Origin of the sequence: Aeromonas sp. JL9, assembly GCF_024436075.1 — a bacterium.
Classification (GTDB): domain Bacteria; phylum Pseudomonadota; class Gammaproteobacteria; order Enterobacterales; family Aeromonadaceae; genus Aeromonas; species Aeromonas veronii.
Genome location: NZ_JANFNV010000006.1, coordinates 68485 through 82644 on the forward strand (window position 1 = coordinate 68485; position 14160 = coordinate 82644).

Genomic DNA, 14160 nt, shown 5'->3' on the forward strand with positions numbered 1-14160 from the left:
GGTCAGGCCTCCTTGCCATCGGCACCGACCAGGATGGTGGTGTCATTAATGAATTGATAGGGCGGAATGACCAGGTTCAGCGGTGCAGGCACCCCCTGGAACACACGGCCGGCCATGTCGAACTTGGAGCCATGGCACGGGCAGAAGAAGCCGGACGTAACGCCCTGCACCTGCTCGCCAAAGCTGTCAGGCAGATAGGAAGGTGAACACCCCAAGTGGGTGCAAATACCGACCGCGACAAAAATTTCTGGCTTGATCGATCTGTACCCGTTATGGGCATAGTCAGGCTGCTGCGGCTCTTCAGATGAGGGATCCCGCAGCTTGTCATCATGTGCGGCCAAGGCATCCAGCGTCTGTTTGGTGCGTTTCACCACCCAGACAGGCTTGCCTCGCCACTCGACACGGATGAGCTGACCCGGTTCCAACTTGCTGATATCGACTTCAACCGGCGCACCGGCTGCTTTGGCCTTGGCGCTCGGATTCCATGACTTTATAAACGGCACTGCGGTAAACGCAGCTCCTACCCCACCAACGGCAACCGTTGACCAGGTAAGAAATCTGCGGCGACCGGTATCAACTGGCGCATTGCTCATCCAAAAACTCTCCCATGTGGACTCCGCACATTCTTATAGTGTCCCTGTTCCCCATTTTTCCCGTGACAACAGCGGCGGAAGCTGGATTTACAATTGCCACAGAAAACAGGGGAAATTTTAAAGAAAAGATAACAACTTGACAAGAAAGAGCGGTGAGCAATGAAAACAATAAAGAAACAATTTTTTGTCTTTTGTGACGCGTGGTTAGCATTGATGTCGGTAATATTACCAATAAAAAAAGCCTGGCAGTTGCCAGGCTTTTTTGACACTCGAAAGAGTGAGTACCAAAAGCGAATTAACGCTTGGAGTACTGCGGACGCTTACGAGCTTTGTGCAGACCAACTTTCTTACGCTCAACCTTACGGGCATCACGAGTAACAAAGCCAGCTTTACGCAGTTCGGAACGCAGGGTTTCGTCGTACTGCATCAGAGCACGAGTGATACCGTGGCGGATCGCACCAGCTTGACCGGAGATGCCACCACCGTTAACGGTGATGTACAGGTCCAGTTTCTCGGTCATCTCAACCAGTTCCAGCGGCTGACGAACTACCATGCGGGCAGTCGGACGGCCGAAGTACTGCTCCAGGGAGCGCTGGTTGATTACGATCTTGCCGCTACCCGCTTTGATAAATACGCGAGCAGTGGAGCTTTTGCGACGGCCGGTACCGTAGTATTGATTTTCTGCCATGTTGCCAGTTCCCGATTAGATATCCAGTACTTGAGGTTGCTGAGCAGCATGAGCATGCTCGGCGCCTGCGTAAACTTTCAGTTTACGGAACATGGCACGGCCCAGAGGACCTTTCGGCAGCATGCCTTTGACGGCTGCTTCGATTACCATTTCCGGTTTACGCTGAATCAGCTTGTCGAAGCTGATTGACTTGATACCACCCGGGAAACCGGAGTGAGCGTGGTACATTTTGTCGGTAAATTTCTTACCGGTTACGTGTACCTTCTCAGCGTTTACAACGATGATGTAATCACCGGTGTCAACGTGCGGAGTGTACTCAGCTTTGTGCTTACCACGCAGACGAGCAGCGATCTCGGTTGCGATACGACCCAGAGTTTTACCTTCTGCGTCCACAATGTACCAGTCACGTTTTACGGTTTCTGGCTTGGCAACGAAAGTTTTCATTAAGTTAAACCCAATTACCTGTTACAGACCCAATTGCTTATGGGGGCTCTCCCACAAACAACAAACGATGGCCTACCTGTACCCCTTCGAATACAAGTAAAGCTTAAAGTGTTGCTGTCTTATCGACAGCTGTAACGTGGGCCGGGCGATTATAAGTGAAGTTGCCTTAAATATCACCTGCTAATTTCACTGCCATGAAACCAGCAAATGTCGCCCGGCCCTACCTGCCGCAGATGCCCATCCGACTGGCAGGCGCGGTATTGTGACTAAGGAAGGTGCACTCTGGCAAGGTATTCGTGCGATTGCATTTCCTGAAGCCGCGAAAGACAGCGTTTGAATTCAAAATTCAGCAGCCCTTCGCCGTAGAGTTCTGTCATGGGAACCGCCGCCGACATGATGAGTTTGACGTGCCGTTCGTAGAACTCATCGACCATGGCAATGAAGCGGCGAGCCGCGTCATCCGTGCCTGTGCCCATTGGCTGAACATTGGCCAGCAGAACGGTATGGAACAGCCTGGCCAGCTCGATATAGTCGTTCTGGGAGCGGGGAGTACAGCAAAGTTGCTCAAATTCCATGTAGAGCACCCCTTCCCCCATCCCGAGCGACGCCAGCTGACGATGATTGACCTCGAACGTCCCCTCGCAAGCCGTGTGTCCGCCGCTTAATTGCTGAAAATAGTGGTCAAGATTGGCTTTTGCCTGCAAGTCCAGCGGGCAGTGATAAATCTCCGCTTGTTCCAGCGTACGCAGGCGATAGTCGATACCGCCATCCACGTTAAGTACCTCGCAATGACGCTCGATCAGCTCGATAGCTGGCAGAAAACGGGCTCGCTGCAGCCCGTTGCGATAAAGATCCTGCGGCGGAATATTTGAAGTGGCGACCAGCACAACACCGTGACCAAACAGCTCCTGGAACAGCGTGCCCAGCAGCATGGCGTCGGTGATGTCGGAGACGAAAAATTCATCGAAACAGATGATATCTGTTTCACTGGCAAGCTTGCTGGCCACCAGCTTGAGGGGATCGGACTGCCCGCTCAGCCCCTGCAGTTCATCGTGAATGCGGTGCATGAAGCGGTGGAAATGGCTGCGCATCTTGCGCGTCCCCGGCAGGCTGTCGAAAAAAGTATCCATCAGCCAGGTCTTGCCGCGGCCCACTCCGCCCCACATATAGATACCGAGGACGGGCTCCGGCGACTTGGGCTTTTGCAGCCAACCCAGCAGCCCTCGAGATCTGGTCGGAGTCGGGCGCCGTAGCAAATCCTGATACAGTCGCTCCAGCCTGCTAATGGCCATCCCCTGCGCGGGGTCGGCCACAAAGCCGGGGCGCAGCAGATCCTGCTGGTATTTTTGCTGCGGTGTCATCCTTGAGCGCCTCTCCAAGTCCCTGAATCGAGGACAAAATGGTATCACGGCCTCAGGACGCACGGTATAGTGCCATCAAGGCATGGCGGTTGTGACGACCGCATAAACCCACTCTGTTTTAGCTGTAACAAGGAGCATCTATGAGTCTGTTAACTGGGATCCTGCTGGCTGTCGCGGCCTTGATTATCGGTATCGTTCTCGGCCGTTTTTCGGTGCGTAGCCGCGATGCTGGCCGTCTCGAACAGGAACTGAAGAAGGCCCACAAGGAGCTCGAGAGTTATCAGGGCCAGATCAACACCCACTTCGCCGACAGCGCCGCCCTGATGGAGCAACTGGCCGAGCAGTATCAGACCCTCTATCGCCACATGGCCGAGCAGAGCAAATTCCTGGCCAAGGCGCAGGAACCGCTGTTCCGCGAGTCATTGGTAGAAGAAGCCCCTGCCAATGTGGCAGAAGAGCCGGGCGTTCCGCCTCGCGACTATGCTGGCGCCTCTTCCGGACTGCTCAAGCAACCAAACTAGTTCCTCGCGGAACTAATTGGCCAGTCCCGTGGTCTGACCTTGACGATTGCAATGCAACTTTTTCTGGGAGCTGTTTTTCATATGCGTAAACCTCTTTCCATGCTCAGTGTGCTAGCCCTCAGTGTCGGTATCGCCATGTCTGCGGCCCCTGCTCAGGCTGCACTGCCTTCCCTGTTAGGTTCAAATCAGGAGATGCCAAGCCTGGCGCCTGTTCTCGAACAGGTCACCCCGGCGGTGGTCAATATCTCGGTTTCTGGCAAAAAAATTACCCGTCAGCGTCTGCCGGAACAGTTCAAGTTCTTCTTCGGCCCCAACATGCCCGATGAACAGGTGAGCGAGCAGCCGTTCCAGGCGCTCGGCTCCGGTGTCATCGTCGATGCCAAGAAGGGTTACGTGATCACCAACGCCCACGTGGTGCACGAGGCGGACGAGATCAAGGTCAATCTGAAGGATGGTCGTGAGTACGCGGCCAAGAAGATCGGTGAAGACAAGCAGTCCGACATCGCTCTGCTGCAAATCAAGGCCGAGGATCTGGTGCAGATCAAGTTTGCCGACTCCGACGAGCTGCGGGTGGGTGACTATGCGCTGGCCATCGGCAACCCGTTTGGTCTGGGTCAGACCGTCACGTCAGGTATCGTCAGCGCGCTGGGTCGCAGCGGCCTCAACATCGAGAATCTGGAGAACTTCATCCAGACCGATGCGGCCATCAACTCCGGTAACTCCGGCGGTGCCCTGCTCAACCTGCGTGGCGAGCTGATCGGTATCAACACCGCGATTCTGGGCCCGAACGGCGGCAACATTGGCATCGGCTTTGCCATCCCCTCCAACATGGTGCGGGATCTGACCGAGCAGATCGTCAAGTACGGTGAAGTGCGTCGCGGCCAGCTGGGTATTACCGGCACCGAGCTCACCTCCGACATCGCCAAAACCTTCGGTTACAACAAGAAGGATGGTGCCTTCGTCAATCAGGTCATGCCTGATTCGGCGGCCGACAAGGCGGGCATCAAGGCCGGCGATATCATCGTCAGCATCGATGGCAAACCGGTTCGCTCCTTCGGCGAGCTACGCGCCAAGATCGCCACCATGGGCGCTGGCAAGCAGGTCGAACTGGGGCTGATCCGCGATGGCAAGTCACAAACAGCCAAGGTGACCCTGAAACAGGCCGATGACAGCGAAGTACGCGCCAGTGCGCTGCATCCGGCACTGGAAGGGGCCAAGCTGAGCACCACTACCGACCCGGTCTCCGGTGTTGCGGTGGCCGACATTGATCCTCGCTCTCCGGCAGCCGCTTCCGGCCTGCAGAAGGGCGACATCATCATCGGGGTCAACCGCCTGCGCATCAACACCTTGGGCGAGCTGACCAAGGCGCTCAAGAACAAGCCTGACGTGCTGGCACTCAACATCCAGCGCGGCGACTCCTCGCTCTATCTGGTGATCCGCTAACGCTCAAGTTGTTCGCCAACCCCTCCATCACCCGCGGCCTTCACCGCGGGTGATTTTTATCCATCGATAGTGTTATTCTCTGCGCGCAGCCTGTACGGATGAGAATGACATGAAAATCCCCCCTTTAGTCAGTTACTTGGGCAAGTCTGTCGGTTTTGGATTGACCGTCGCGGCGCTGCTGTTGCTGCTGTTTCCCCATTTTCGCGGTGGTGCCCAACTGCCCGGCATCATCACGAATGCCCGTGAACTGAGTTTCTCCTATGCCGCCCATCGGGCAGGCCCTGCCGTCGTCAACATCTACACCCGCAGCTTTGCCCCCAATCAGGGCAATCAGGGGGAACTGCGCCCGCAAGGGCTGGGTTCTGGCGTCATCATGAATCAGCGCGGCTATGTACTGACCAACTACCACGTCATCGCCGATGCCGACCAGATCATCGTCGCGTTGCAGGATGGTCGGGTCTTCAGTGCCGAGCTGGTCGGAACCGATCAGCTCACCGACCTCGCCGTGCTCTATATCGAGTCAGACAACCTGCCGGTGATCCCGCAGGATCCCGAGCGACTGCCAGAAGTGGGGGATGTGGTGCTCGCCATCGGCAACCCCTACAACGTCGGCCAGACCATCACCCAGGGCATCATCAGTGCGACCGGCCGTACCGGCCTCTCCAGCATGGGGCCCGACAGCAATGGCCGCCAGGATCTGCTGCAGACCGATGCCGCCATCAACGAGGGCAACTCGGGTGGCGCGCTGGTCAACGGCCGTGGCGATCTGGTGGGTATCAACACCGCCACCTATCACCTCAACGGCAATCAGGAGAGCTACGGCATCAGCTTCGCCATCCCCTACCGGCTGGCAAAACGGATCATGGATGAGCTGATCGCCAACGGACGGGTGATCCGCGGCTACCTCGGGATCTCCAGTGTCGAGATCAACCCCATAGTCGCGCGGATGATGAACCTCGGCGACCTTCGTGGTCTGGTGGTGGAAAGTCTGGATCCCAACGGACCGGCAGCCAAAGGCGGCCTGCAGCGAGGGGATGTGCTGCTCAAGATCAACGGAGAGGCCATCAGTGGCGTACGCAGCGCCATGGACAAGATTGTCGAGAGCCGCCCCGGCACCAAGCTGACCATCTCGGTATTCCGCTCCGGCAAGCCGCTGGAAGTGGTGGTCACCATAGAGGAAGACCTGCGCTATCAGCAGAGAACGGCCAGCTCGAGCGCCGCATCGGCCAGCTAGTGTCACTCCTTGTTATGAGAAGGGCGGGAAACCGCCCTTTTCCATATCTGTCCCCTCGGCTACGTCTCTTATCGTGAGATGACTCACAGTTTCCCGCAACGTTTGCCCTGCCCCCGCCCCCCGATTAGTGCGCTACCGATCACACAAAACCAGCTTCAATAAGCACTCTTTTTGCCTTTTCAGTATCCAAACGCTCACTTTGGGGCCATTTCCTCAGGAATTTCCGCTTCGAATCGGAAAAACACTGCCTCCTCCACATCGACGCGCAGGCTTAGGGTAACGCCATACCTTCTGCCAGCCTTGGAGAGCAGACATTGCAAACAGAGACTCACGACCAGACCCTGACCCCCAACAGCCCGGAGTTGCTGCGCCAGACCGATCATATTCTCGCGCGCATTTATCCCCTGCTGGCCGAACAGGGCATCATCCCCAACGAGGTGCAACGGCAGATGCTGGCCTCCCATGTCAAAGCCATGGTGTGGCGCTCCCACAGCGGCGAGCCCCTGCCAGAAGTTGACCTCAGCCTGTTTGAAGAGATCTCCCCCCTCTCACTGCGTCTCGCCGAACAGGTCGTCAGCTGGCTGGATCAACTTGCTTATGAAGAAGCACACCTCTTGTCCGTCCATTTTGAAGTCGCCAAAGAAAACGAACTCAGCTCGGTGCAGAACCCGTAACTCAAGGAGAAATCGATATGACAGCCATCAAACTCGTGATTGGAGACCGTCTCGGCAAGGGTCAGAAAGTGGGCGCAGGCGCGGAAGCCGCCGGGGCCAACGTGACCATCATCCCAGGCATGGCCGCTGACATGAAGCTCGGCGATGTGATGAACAAGGAGCAGGCGGATCTCGGCATCTCCTTCTGCGGCAGCGGCGGCGCCGGTGCCATCACAGCCCAGACCAAATACGGCTATAAGTGCCGCTACGGCATGCGCTCTGTTGAAGAGGGCGTCACCGCCATCAACGAAGGATGTGTAGTGCTGGGCTTCGGTTTCATGGACAAGGAAGAGCTGGGCCAGAAGCTGGTCGAAGCCTTCGCCAAGAAGCACGGACTCGCCTGATGAAAGAGAACTTCACCACCCAGGTCATCGTCAACGGCAAGGGGACGACACGCCAGCAGGCGTTTGCCTCCGCCCTCAGCCAGGTGCAACCCACACTGCTCAAGGACAACCAGCAGGTACTGCTGCGTATTGAGCCGGTCGATGTACAGGTGCTCAAAGCCGAGGAGTTGGTCCGGGTGGAGAAGTTCCTGTTCTTCTTCCTGCCGCGCCAGCGCCACGAATACCGCGTCCAGCTGGAGATCAAGGTTCAGGTCACCAGTCTGGATGTCGCCAAAGTGACGTTCACCCAGGTGTGATGTCTGCGCAGGCACAACCCCACAAGAAGGATACGTTGGATGTTTCTAATCATTTTTATCAAGTCACTCATCATTGGCGGCCTGGTTGGCGTCGGGGTGGGGGCCGGCGCGGCGCGGATGTTCCACGCCCCGACCGTGCAGGGCATGGGCGCCTTCCGCACCCTGGGCGAACTCAACTCCTGCGAAGGGGATCCCGCTTCCCACTTCTCGTTTGGTCTCGGCTTCTTCTTCAACGCCTGGGCCTCCACCGTGGCGGCAGGCGCCTTCACTCAGGATGTGGATCACCGCATCATCCCGCACTGGGCCACGGCAGCACTGCTGTTCAAAAATCGGGATCTCGCCACCACACTGCACGACCCGAAAAAGATGGCCATCGCCGGCGGCATCATAGGCGCCATCGTGGTCGCCTTCCTCAACAGCACGGCAGCTGCCGTCCCGGCCGCCCTGCAGGTCACTGCGGTCAAGGTGCTGGTACCGGCTGCCAACCTGCTGGTCAACACCGTCATGCCGGTGATCTTCTGGCTCGCAGCCATTGAGGCGGGCAAAAAATCCGGTTTCTGGGCAACCATCTTCGGCGGTCTGGCCCAGCTCATCATGGGCAACGCGGTACCGGGTCTGGTGCTCGGCATCCTGATCGGCAAGGGCGTGGAAGAGAGCGGCTGGAACCACGTCACCAAGGTGATGATGGCGGCCATCGTCCTGCTGTTTGTGCTGAGCGGCTTCTTCCGCGGCTTCGACATGAAACTGATTGAATCCTTCCATATGGGTGTCCCCCTGTGGCTGGAAAACGTCCATAACCTGCTGAGCGGCAAATAAGGGGCCACACCATGGATGAGAAATTGAAAAACAACTTCTGGTATGCCGACTGGTCATTCCCCATCTTCGTCGGCCTGCTCTCGGCCGGGGTCTTTGCCGGTACCCACATGTTCTATCTGTACGGGGTCGGTGCCTTCAACGAGGTAGCCTTCGTCGCCATGCTGAAAGCCGGAATGGACACGGGTGCCTACGGCGCGGTAGCCGCGTTCGGTGCCAGCTTCCTGTTCGCCCGCATCATCGAGGGATCCCTGGTGGGGATCTTGGATATCGGCGGTGCCATCCAGACCGGGGTCGGACTGGGCGTTCCCGCCCTGCTGTTGGGGGCCGGCATCGTCTATCCGGTGGAGAACTTCGGTGCCTCGCTGGCAACAGGCATGGGGATTGGTCTGGCCATCGGCTACGTCATCATTCTGGCGCGCAAGTTCACCATCAACCAGAGCAACTCCACTTATGGTGCTGACGTGATGATGGGTGCTGGCAACAGCTCTGGCCGCTTCCTCGGCCCCCTCATCATCCTCTCCGCCATGGGTGCCTCCATCCCCATCGGTATCGGTTCCCTGCTGGGTGCGCTGCTGTTCTACGTGTGGGGCAAGCCCATCACCGGCGGTGCCATTCTGGGAGCCATGCTGCTCGGCACCTTCTTCCCGGTCGCCCTTGTGTAAGTACCAGCCGCCCAGCAGGGCGGCTCGCCAGAGGTTATCAGCATGTACGACATCATCATCAGAGCGGGGCGGCTGGGAGATGGCCAGCTCGTCGATATCGCCATCAGGGAGGGCAAAATCGCAGCCATCGGCTCCCTGCCGGGGATGGCAACGGCGCGGCAGCTCCTGGAGCTCGGCGGCCGGGTGCATGTGAGCGCTGGCTGGATCGATGGCCACACCCACTGCTACCCCGCCTCCCCCATCTATCACGATGAGCCGGACAAGGTGGGCGTAGAGTCCGGCGTCACCACCGTCATCGACGCCGGCAGTACAGGGGCCGACGACGTGGATGACTTCCAGCGTCTCGCCGCCGGCTGCAAGACCCGGGTGCACGCCCTGCTCAACATCTCCCGCATCGGCCTGCTGCGCCAGAACGAGCTGGCCGACAGCCGGGATCTGGACATGGATCTCGCCTCGGCGGCCATTCGCCGCCACCCCGATTTTATTGTCGGCATCAAGGCGCGGATGAGCGGCAGCGTGGTGGGTGAGAACGGCCTGCAGCCGCTGCGCATGGCCAAGGTACTGCAACAGGCCCACGGTCGGCTGCCGCTGATGGTACACGTGGGCAACACGCCGCCGGATCTGGACGAGATAGTCGCTCTGCTGGGGGATGGCGATCTGCTGACCCACTGCTTCAACGGCAAGCCCAACCGCATCCTGACCCCGGCTGGCGAGCTGCGTCAGGCGGTGCGCGAGGCGATGCAGCGGGGTCTCTTGCTCGACATCGGCCACGGCGGCGCCAGCTTCAGCTTCGAGGTGGCGGAGCTGGCTATCCGACAGGGGATCCTGCCCCGCACCATCAGCTCCGACATCTACTGCAAGAACCGCATCAAGGGGCCGGTCTACAGTCTGGCTCACGTGATGTCGAAGTTTCTCGCCATCGGCATGACGCTGGAGCAAGTGCTCGCCTGCGTCACCCATCAGGCCGCCGATGCCCTGCGCCTTTCCGGCAAGGGGCGGCTTGAGGTGGGCGCCGATGCCGATCTGACCCTGTTCGAGGTCGCCAGCGGCCCGACCCTGTTTATGGATACCGAAGCCCAGTCCCGCAGCGGTGACCAACAACTGCAGCCTCTCGCCGTCCTGGTCGGTGGCGAACTGGTTCTGACTCACTATGGGAAATCACACCATGCCTTCTGTTTATGAGAAATATCAGCTCAAACCGGTGATCAACGCCTCCGGGCGCATGACCATTCTCGGCGTCTCCACCCCCGAGCAGGAGGTGATCGATGCGGTCAATTTTGGCCTGGGCCACTACTTCGAGGTCAAGGATCTGGTCAACAAGACCGGCACCTATCTGGCTGGTTTACTGGATGTGGAAGATGCGGTGGTGGTCTCCTGTGCCAGCGCCGGCATCGCCCAGTCAGTCGCCGCCATGATAGTACGCGGCGATCCCTATCGCCTCGAGCACCTGCATACCCACCCCCATGAGGTGCCGAGTGAAATCGTGCTGCCCAAGGGGCATAACGTCAACTTCGGCGCCCCGGTCGGTACCATGGTCAATCTGGGTGGCGGCAAAGTAGTGGAAGCCGGTTACGCCAACGAGTGCTCCCCTTCCCAGCTGGCAGCAGCCATCAATGCCAACACAGCAGCCATCCTCTACATCAAATCCCATCACTGCGTGCAGAAGAGCATTCTGTCGGTGGCAGAGGCCGCCGAGGTCGCCAAGACCCACGGGCTCCCGCTCATCGTCGATGCGGCTGCCGAAGAGGATCTGCGCCTCTACTACAACCAGGGTGCTGACTTGGTCATCTACAGCGGCGCCAAGGCCATTGAAGGGCCCACCAGCGGGCTGGTGCTCGGCAAGCGTCAGTACGTGGAGTGGGTCAAACAGCAGGCCAATGGTATCGGTCGTGCCATGAAGGTGGGCAAGGAGGGGATCCTCGGCCTCACCCATGCCATCGAGCGCTACCTGGCCAAAGAGAAGGAGAGCGGCGCCGCCATGGTCGCCAAGATGACCCCCTTCATCGAACGTCTCAACCAGCTGCCCGGCGTCACCGCCAAGGTGGTGTGGGACAGCGCCGGGCGCGACATCGCCCGCACCGATATCGCCTTCGACCACCAGCAGATCGGCATGACCACAGTGCAGGTTGTCACCCATCTGCAGCAGGGCACGCCAGCCATCTACTGTCGTGGCTACAAGGCCAACGAGGGGCATATCGAGATCGATGTGCGCAGCGTCACCGTGCCCCAGCTCGACCAAATCCACTCCGCCATTGCCAACCTCGTTCAGGAGAATCGCTGATGTCCCTTACCCCCAACTACTACCGTGATCGGGTCTGTCTCAACGTGCTGGCAGGTTCCAAAGAGAATGCCGTCGAGGTGTACGACGCAGCCGAAGGCCACGTGCTGGTCGGTGTGCTCTCCAAAAACTACCCGGATATTCCCTCCGCAGTTGCTGATATGAAGGAGTACGCCAAGCTGATCGATAACGCCCTCTCCATCGGACTGGGCGCCGGCGATCCACGCCAATCCGCCATGGTGGCCGAACTGGCCTGCCAGCTGCAGCCCCAGCACGTCAATCAGGTGTTCACTGGCGTTGGCGCCAGTAGGGCGCTGCTCGGCCAGTCAGAGACTCTGGTCAACGGCCTGATCTCCCCCACCGGCATGCCGGGCATGGTGAAGATCTCCACCGGCCCGCTCAGCGCCGGACAGCCGGACGGGATTGTCCCCATCGATACCGCCATCGCCCTGCTCAAGGATATGGGCGGCAGCTCGGTCAAATTCTTCCCCATGGGCGGGCTGGCCTGCCGCGACGAGTATCAGGCAGTGGCCGAGGCTTGTGCTCGCCATGGCTTCTGGCTGGAGCCCACCGGCGGCATCGATCTGGAGAACTTCGAGGAGATAGTGCGGATTGCGCTGGACGCCGGAGTCGAGAAGGTTATCCCTCACGTCTACAGCTCCATCATCGACAGCGCGAGCGGGCACACTCGCCCCGAGGATGTGCGGACTCTGCTGGCCATAGTGAAACGACTGTTGGCCTGATGGCAGTCACGGGCGCCGGTTTAATCACTGACCGGTGCCTGGCTTGTTGATGACCCACTTGTTAACATCGACCCTTTATCTCGCAACAGGAGTCTTGCATACCCCCTATGATCAAGCTGCCACACCCCAGGCTCCATCAACTGCTGATCCAGCTCCATGCCGAACCACTGCCACAGGAGGAGCTGGCTCGTCGCCTCAATGTCTCTTCCCGAACGGTGCGCACCGATGTGGCGACCCTCAATGAACTGATTGCCACGCACGGCGCTCACCTGATCCACCAGCGTGGCAGCGGCTACCAGCTGAAAATCTACAATCAGGGACTGTTTGACGCTCTGCTGGCGGCCCAGGGTCAGGATAGCGGCCTACCACGCACCAGCCGGGAGCGGGTGCTGCACCTGCAGATCCTGCTATTGACGGCAGAGCAGGGGATCAAGCTCGATGAGCTGGCTGATACCTGGTATCTGAGCCGGGCGGCACTGCAGGGGGATATGGCGGAAGTCCGTGAGCAACTCAGCCACTTCAGGCTCAGCGTTGAGAGCAAACCCCGCCTGGGGATGCGCATTCAGGGGGAGGAGACGGCGATCCGTGCCTGTTTGACCCAGCTGCTCTATCAGGAGTTGCTGCACAACAACCAGTTGCAAACCCTGTTGCCCAACCTTTGCCCCAGCAAGACGATGGAGGTAGTGGGCAATCATATCCATGCCCAGCTTGCCCGACATCAGCTGCGTCTCGCTGACGAGAGCCTGCAGCAGCTCGCCATCTACTGCGCCGTTGCCCTGCTTCGTCAGGCATCCGGTCACGAGTTGCGCCACTTCGCCAGCGAAGATCTGACTCTGCCGCTGCTGGCAGTATCTCGCGATATATATGCGGTATTGCCAACCCTGACGCCCCCCGTAGAGGACGAGATCGCCGGGCTCGCCATCCAGATCCAGGCGCGCCTGATTGCCGATACTCCCCAGCTCAGCCCGGCAATGGCCGCCGAGAGCGAACAGCTGGTGGAGCATCTGCTGGCCTACATTCATCAACACTACCCTTACGACCTGCGAGGCGACCAACAGCTGCGGGCCGACCTGCAAACCCATATCAGCGCCATGCTGCTGCGGGTCAAATACCAGATTGGCAACCACAACCCGCTGGCCGATCACATCAAGCAGTACTACCCCCTCGCCTACGACATCACGTTGGCAGCCATCTCGGAGTGGATCAAGCAGACCCCCTACCGACTGACCCACCACGAGATCGGCTATCTGGTGATCCATATCGGGGTCGGTCTGGAGCGCCATTACGATATCGGCTATACCCGCCGCCCGCAGGCGCTATTGCTTTGCGATGCGGGCAACGCCACCTTCCGGGTGCTGGAAGCACGTATCAAGCGGGAGTATCCCCAGTTGCAGCTAACCACGCTTGAATCGGTGCGGGATTACGAAGGACTGGCGCAGATCGCGCAGGACTTTGTCATCAGTACCGTCAAGGTGAACGAAAAAAACGCCCCCGTGGTACTCGTTGCCCCCTTCCCGACCCAATACCAACTGGAGCAGCTTGGCAAGCTGGTGCTGATCGACCGCACCCGCCCCTACATGCTCGACAAATATTTCGATGCCGACCACTTCATGGTGGTCAAAGAACCCCTTACCCAGGCCGAACTGTTTGCCCGTATCTGTGAGCAGCTGGAGGCGGAAGATCTGGTGGAAAGCGGCTTCAGAGCCTCACTGCAGGAGCGGGAGCGGATCGTCTCCACCATGCTGGGAGAAGGGATCGCCCTGCCCCACTCTCTCGGTCTGCTGGCGCGCCGCACTCTGGTGTACACCGTACTGGCCCCGCAGGGGATCGACTGGGGCAACGGAGAAATCGCGACGCTCATCTTCGTGCTGGCCATCAGCAAGGCCGACTACGAGGAGGCGATGGGTCTCTACGACCTGTTTCTGGCACTGATGAACGAAAAAGCCAGCAGGAATCTGCTGGCTTGTCGCGATTTTGCCAGCTTCAAAACGCTGGCGCGTACCGGTTCATAACATAAAACGAGG

General features: G+C 59.0%; 16 protein-coding genes. 12 read left to right on the forward strand and 4 right to left on the reverse strand.

The window, feature by feature from the left end; all coding sequences use genetic code 11:
• Positions 1–2 precede the first annotated feature (2 nt).
• From petA to zapE, 4 genes are all read right to left on the reverse strand, one after another.
• Positions 3–593, reverse strand: a complete 591-nt coding sequence (petA, locus tag NOM06_RS06720; protein ID WP_040068840.1) for a ubiquinol-cytochrome c reductase iron-sulfur subunit — start codon at positions 591–593, stop codon at positions 3–5.
• 295 nt (positions 594–888) lie between these two features.
• Positions 889–1281 carry a 30S ribosomal protein S9 gene (rpsI, locus tag NOM06_RS06725; RefSeq protein ID WP_005336286.1) on the reverse strand — a complete coding sequence of 131 codons (393 nt, stop codon included), beginning with the start codon at positions 1279–1281 and terminating at the stop codon, positions 889–891.
• A 15-nt stretch (positions 1282–1296) separates the two neighbouring features.
• Entirely contained in the window at positions 1297–1725 is a 429-nt protein-coding gene (gene rplM / locus NOM06_RS06730) for a 50S ribosomal protein L13 (protein ID WP_005336289.1), read from the reverse strand.
• A 266-nt stretch (positions 1726–1991) separates the two neighbouring features.
• The gene (gene zapE, locus NOM06_RS06735; protein ID WP_255910599.1) at positions 1992–3086 is read right to left on the reverse strand and encodes a cell division protein ZapE; all 1095 of its coding nucleotides are present in this window, start codon (positions 3084–3086) and stop codon (positions 1992–1994) included.
• Positions 3087–3226: 140 nt separating this feature from the next.
• Here zapE and NOM06_RS06740 point away from each other — a divergent pair, with 140 nt between their 5' ends.
• The 12 genes from NOM06_RS06740 (at position 3227) to NOM06_RS06795 (ending at position 14148) form a co-directional block, all read left to right on the forward strand.
• On the forward strand, positions 3227–3607 hold the full coding sequence (locus NOM06_RS06740; protein ID WP_005356646.1) for a YhcB family protein: 381 nt from the start codon (positions 3227–3229) through the stop codon (positions 3605–3607).
• A gap of 81 nt (positions 3608–3688) precedes the next feature.
• Positions 3689–5050 (forward strand): Do family serine endopeptidase, encoded by a 1362-nt coding sequence (locus NOM06_RS06745; protein WP_005336295.1) that lies wholly within the window; start codon positions 3689–3691, stop codon positions 5048–5050.
• Positions 5051–5159: 109 nt separating this feature from the next.
• Positions 5160–6284 (forward strand): outer membrane-stress sensor serine endopeptidase DegS, encoded by a 1125-nt coding sequence (gene degS / locus NOM06_RS06750; protein WP_005336297.1) that lies wholly within the window; start codon positions 5160–5162, stop codon positions 6282–6284.
• A 314-nt stretch (positions 6285–6598) separates the two neighbouring features.
• Entirely contained in the window at positions 6599–6958 is a 360-nt protein-coding gene (locus NOM06_RS06755) for a transcriptional regulator (protein ID WP_005355140.1), read from the forward strand.
• A gap of 17 nt (positions 6959–6975) precedes the next feature.
• Positions 6976–7341 carry an SFCGS family glycine-rich protein gene (locus tag NOM06_RS06760; RefSeq protein WP_058053455.1) on the forward strand — a complete coding sequence of 122 codons (366 nt, stop codon included), beginning with the start codon at positions 6976–6978 and terminating at the stop codon, positions 7339–7341.
• Positions 7341–7637: a DUF4312 family protein gene (locus tag NOM06_RS06765; RefSeq protein WP_058053456.1), complete on the forward strand. Its 297-nt coding sequence runs from the start codon at positions 7341–7343 to the stop codon at positions 7635–7637. Before NOM06_RS06760 ends, NOM06_RS06765 begins: the two co-directional genes overlap by 1 nt.
• A 39-nt stretch (positions 7638–7676) precedes the next feature.
• Positions 7677–8453 carry a DUF4311 domain-containing protein gene (locus NOM06_RS06770; protein WP_005341754.1) on the forward strand — a complete coding sequence of 259 codons (777 nt, stop codon included), beginning with the start codon at positions 7677–7679 and terminating at the stop codon, positions 8451–8453.
• 11 nt (positions 8454–8464) lie between these two features.
• Complete coding sequence (locus tag NOM06_RS06775) at positions 8465–9115, forward strand: DUF4310 family protein (RefSeq protein ID WP_005355144.1); 651 nt, start codon at positions 8465–8467, stop codon at positions 9113–9115.
• 42 nt (positions 9116–9157) lie between these two features.
• Positions 9158–10297: an amidohydrolase/deacetylase family metallohydrolase gene (locus NOM06_RS06780; protein WP_255910600.1), complete on the forward strand. Its 1140-nt coding sequence runs from the start codon at positions 9158–9160 to the stop codon at positions 10295–10297.
• A complete protein-coding gene (locus tag NOM06_RS06785) occupies positions 10281–11396 on the forward strand; it encodes a DgaE family pyridoxal phosphate-dependent ammonia lyase (protein ID WP_255910601.1) in 1116 nt (371 codons plus the stop codon). Before NOM06_RS06780 ends, NOM06_RS06785 begins: the two co-directional genes overlap by 17 nt.
• Positions 11396–12136 carry a KDGP aldolase family protein gene (locus NOM06_RS06790; RefSeq protein ID WP_139411572.1) on the forward strand — a complete coding sequence of 247 codons (741 nt, stop codon included), beginning with the start codon at positions 11396–11398 and terminating at the stop codon, positions 12134–12136. The genes NOM06_RS06785 and NOM06_RS06790 overlap by 1 nt, the downstream gene beginning before the upstream one ends.
• 107 nt (positions 12137–12243) lie before the next feature.
• Entirely contained in the window at positions 12244–14148 is a 1905-nt protein-coding gene (locus NOM06_RS06795; protein WP_255910602.1) for a transcription antiterminator, read from the forward strand.
• Positions 14149–14160 lie beyond the last annotated feature (12 nt).

Bases quoted from the DNA above. Each gene is read 5' to 3' on its own strand.
- petA (WP_040068840.1), bottom strand. From the start codon at position 593: ATGAGCAATGCGCCAGTTGATACCGGTCGCCGCAGATTTCTTACCTGG.
- rpsI (WP_005336286.1), bottom strand. From the start codon at position 1,281: ATGGCAGAAAATCAATACTACGGTACCGGCCGTCGCAAAAGCTCCACT.
- rplM (WP_005336289.1), bottom strand. From the start codon at position 1,725: ATGAAAACTTTCGTTGCCAAGCCAGAAACCGTAAAACGTGACTGGTAC.
- zapE (WP_255910599.1), bottom strand. From the start codon at position 3,086: ATGACACCGCAGCAAAAATACCAGCAGGATCTGCTGCGCCCCGGCTTT.
- NOM06_RS06740 (WP_005356646.1), top strand. From the start codon at position 3,227: ATGAGTCTGTTAACTGGGATCCTGCTGGCTGTCGCGGCCTTGATTATC.
- NOM06_RS06745 (WP_005336295.1), top strand. From the start codon at position 3,689: ATGCGTAAACCTCTTTCCATGCTCAGTGTGCTAGCCCTCAGTGTCGGT.
- degS (WP_005336297.1), top strand. From the start codon at position 5,160: ATGAAAATCCCCCCTTTAGTCAGTTACTTGGGCAAGTCTGTCGGTTTT.
- NOM06_RS06760 (WP_058053455.1), top strand. From the start codon at position 6,976: ATGACAGCCATCAAACTCGTGATTGGAGACCGTCTCGGCAAGGGTCAG.
- NOM06_RS06765 (WP_058053456.1), top strand. From the start codon at position 7,341: ATGAAAGAGAACTTCACCACCCAGGTCATCGTCAACGGCAAGGGGACG.
- NOM06_RS06770 (WP_005341754.1), top strand. From the start codon at position 7,677: ATGTTTCTAATCATTTTTATCAAGTCACTCATCATTGGCGGCCTGGTT.
- NOM06_RS06775 (WP_005355144.1), top strand. From the start codon at position 8,465: ATGGATGAGAAATTGAAAAACAACTTCTGGTATGCCGACTGGTCATTC.
- NOM06_RS06780 (WP_255910600.1), top strand. From the start codon at position 9,158: ATGTACGACATCATCATCAGAGCGGGGCGGCTGGGAGATGGCCAGCTC.
- NOM06_RS06785 (WP_255910601.1), top strand. From the start codon at position 10,281: ATGCCTTCTGTTTATGAGAAATATCAGCTCAAACCGGTGATCAACGCC.
- NOM06_RS06790 (WP_139411572.1), top strand. From the start codon at position 11,396: ATGTCCCTTACCCCCAACTACTACCGTGATCGGGTCTGTCTCAACGTG.
- NOM06_RS06795 (WP_255910602.1), top strand. From the start codon at position 12,244: ATGATCAAGCTGCCACACCCCAGGCTCCATCAACTGCTGATCCAGCTC.